Raw genomic sequence first — 3011 nt, 5'->3', positions numbered from 1 at the left:
GGCGGCACCATCATCAAGACCGGCCAGGTTGGCGCCCGTGCAGCCGACACCAGGCGTTGATGGCATCAGCAGGGGCTAATGCAGGTGCCCCCAGGGCTCGGGCGGGATGTAGGCAGGCAGTTGGCTCTTCCAGGCCAGCGAGGGTTGAATGTTGGTGGGTCCTGGCACAGCTCCCTGTTGACCTACATCCGACCAGCGAGCGGTAGCAGCCAAATGGCTGAACTCCACCAGCGAAAACCAGCCATCCCGAGGGTGCAGGCCTCTTCGATGCGGTTCCTGCATCTTTGATGCCCGCAGCTGTGCGTTCAGGCCAGGGGGCCGTTATCTCTGGAGAAGCTGAATCAACCCATGGCCACGCAACCCCAGCCGCTGCCGCAGCTACTCCCAGCTGGAGCCCGCGGCTTTGCCGTGCTCGATCTAGAGACCACCGGCACCGGCCAGTTCTGCCGCATCGTGGAGATCGCCCTTCTGCTGCTCTCGCCTGAGGGTGAGATCGAGCAGGAATGGAGCAGCGTGATCAACCCCGGCGTGCCGATTCCCAATGCTGCCGTGCACGGCATTGACGAGAGCCTGGCTGCCCAGGCACCCGGCTTCTTTGCGGTTGCGCCGGTGCTGGCGCAACTGCTTGAGGGCCGGGTGCTGGTGGCCCACAACCTCGATGGGTTTGATGGCCCGATCCTGCGGCACCACTTCTGGCAGGCCGCTGAGGCGATCCCTGATCTGGTGCTGGATCTGGGCGATGGCATCGACACCATGCCCAACCCGTTCCTGAGCCTCGGCAAGCTCTGCGCCGCCCATGGCGTCACTCTCTCCGGCGACGATGCCCATACCGCCCTTGGCGATGCCCGCGCCCTTGCTGCGCTGCTCCGCCATGGCCTACCCCATCTCCATCCTTCACGGGCGGCGGTACGGGTGGCCGGAATCAGCCGTTCAGCGCTGGAGCCCCCGGCCCTGTTGCCGCGGGTCGGCGGTAGACGGCAGTGCCTGCTGCAGAGCCACGACTGGATCGACACCTCGGTGACACTCCCCGCCGCCGGGGGCACCGTCGCCCTGCTCGGTGAGGACGCCCACGGCTGGGACTTCAAGGCGCAGAAGGCCTTCAACCATGCCACCAACCTCGGCCTGCTCCCTATCCCACTTGACCCCGATACACCGGCCGATGTGCTGGTGGTCTCCAGCTTGTTCATTGACAGCCCGCTGATGTGCCGGCTCCGCACCGCCGGCCATCCGCTGGTGGCGAGCAAGGTGTTTCAGGAGGCGCAACCCGGGGCTGCGGTTGCCGCCAAGCGCTGGGGGGAGAAGCAAGCCAGTGTTGGCGAACCCTGAGGCTCCGATCGATGCAGAAACTACATCTGCTCTGGACGTCATCACCCCCCTTGCAACCGCACCGCCTCTTCGTACTCAGCCCCGATCCCCAGCCCTGAATCTTCATCGGGCGTGAAACGTTTCATGCCCACATGGATCAGGCAGGCCAGGGCCAGATCGCTCCAGTTGCCAGGCAGGGTCTTAAGGCTGCGGGAGGTGCCCGGCTCATTGATCTGCAGCCCGCTCTGGCCGACGGCCGCCACCTCGCTGAGCACCGCCATGAACTGCCTCTGGTCCATTCCCTCGAACAGCTGCAGGGCCTGGAGGCAGTAGCTAACGGCGTCCTGCCTGAGCCCATCGGGCTGATCGGCACGCAGGTCGCGGCTGGCGATGCTGCCGCGCAGGTCCTTCGCCTTGCCCGCCAGCTCGCTGTAAGGCTGGGCTTCGATCACCTGCAGTAGCAACCGGTCGGCCTCGTCGCGGTGCTCCTCTGGATCGAGCTCCAGCAACGCCTGGGCCAGGTTGTAGGTGGTGATCAGATCGTCTGGCGCCACCGCCAGCGCCTGGCGGAAGCGCTTCACAGCTGCCGCATAGGCCCCGGCGATTACCAGCAGGCTGCCGAGACTGCGTAGAGCAAAGGCGTTCCAGGACTCCAGCTCAATGGCCGCCTCCAGCGCCTCGCGGGTTTCCGCCCTGTCTTCCTGGCGCAGGACGGCCAATCCCAGCGCCTCCTGGGCATTGGCTCTGGCATGCGAATCGCCGGCGTTGGCAACCACCACCCGCGCAGCAGCAGCCGGGCCTCATCCAGCTGGCCCTCCTCATTGGCGAGCACGCCAAGGTTGCATGAGGCCTCCGGGTGCTCGGGCTGCAGCTGCACCAGTGTTACGAGCAGAGGCCGGGCCTCATCGAACCTGCGCTGCTGCAGGAGCAGGCCGATGGAGGCAATCGCCGATACTTTCCGCGGCGCCGGCTCCAATTATCCGATACTCTCTGAAAAGCCTTGGATGTCCGACGCTGGCTCAATGCCAGTACCACACCTCAGGACCCACGGAGGACAGCGGTGGCCCGGGCAGACCTTCTTATTGATCTGGTAAGCGCAGGAGCCGGCGGAAACCGGGAACTGTTTCATAGCACCTTGGAAGCGCTAATCAGTGAGGAGCGCGCGAAGCAGCATCATGTACTGGCCGACCGGCTAGCGGAACACCTCCATTTCCAGAGCAACTCTCCGCCTCTCCTGCGCTCAGGTGTCGTCGGCATCAATGGCCAGGGTACATCTCTATTTCATGAGCTGCGGCCTCGCCGCCGGCTTGATGATCTGCTGCTCCCCGCAGTGGTTCTTCAGGCGTGCAATGAGCTGGTTGAGGAGCAAAATCGAACCGACTTGCTGCGTGCACATAATCTCGAACCGCGGCACCGAATGCTGCTTACGGGGCCACCTGGTAATGGCAAGACCTCATTAGCAGAAGCGGTGGCCTTTGAGCTGGGCTGCCCCCTGCTGATGGTGCGTTACGAAACGATCATTGGCAGCTACCTAGGCGAAACAGCACTCCGGCTGGCGAAGCTCTTTGCCCAGGCACGAAACCAGAGGTGCGTTCTGTTTTTTGATGAGTTTGATGCAATTGGCAAGGTAAGCGCAACGACGATGGCAGCCGTCAGGCTCCTGAGGTCAGCATTGGCGACAAGGTGCTTTACAGCAAGTACGCCGG

The 3011-nt window shown here is 63.9% G+C and carries 2 protein-coding genes and 3 pseudogenes; 3 read left to right on the top strand and 2 right to left on the bottom strand.

Annotated elements, in window-relative coordinates:
• The first annotated feature begins 348 nt into the window (after positions 1–348).
• Positions 349–1326 carry a 3'-5' exonuclease gene (locus tag AC01FP_RS16795; protein WP_474481810.1) on the top strand — a complete coding sequence of 326 codons (978 nt, stop codon included), beginning with the start codon at positions 349–351 and terminating at the stop codon, positions 1324–1326.
• A gap of 41 nt (positions 1327–1367) precedes the next feature.
• Here AC01FP_RS16795 and AC01FP_RS16790 read toward each other — a convergent pair whose 3' ends face one another.
• Together AC01FP_RS16790 and AC01FP_RS16785 are read right to left on the bottom strand one after the other, a co-directional pair.
• On the bottom strand, positions 1368–2081 hold the full coding sequence (locus tag AC01FP_RS16790) for a hypothetical protein (protein ID WP_474481812.1): 714 nt from the start codon (positions 2079–2081) through the stop codon (positions 1368–1370).
• A 17-nt stretch (positions 2082–2098) separates the two neighbouring features.
• Positions 2099–2281, bottom strand: a pseudogene (locus AC01FP_RS16785) (tetratricopeptide repeat protein); the annotation flags it as partial.
• Positions 2282–2722: 441 nt separating this feature from the next.
• On the opposite strand from AC01FP_RS16785, the pseudogene AC01FP_RS16780 reads away from it, so the two are divergent.
• Both AC01FP_RS16780 and AC01FP_RS16775 read left to right on the top strand, forming a co-directional pair.
• Positions 2723–2878 (top strand): annotated as a pseudogene (locus AC01FP_RS16780) (AAA family ATPase); the annotation flags it as partial.
• A gap of 53 nt (positions 2879–2931) precedes the next feature.
• A pseudogene (locus tag AC01FP_RS16775) lies at positions 2932–3011 on the top strand (co-chaperone GroES); the annotation flags it as partial.

The sequence above is a fragment of the Cyanobium sp. NIVA-CYA 375 genome, assembly GCF_056108345.1.
The sequence above is the reverse complement of the archived record's forward strand: the minus strand, read 5'-3'. Positions and strand labels throughout refer to the sequence as shown.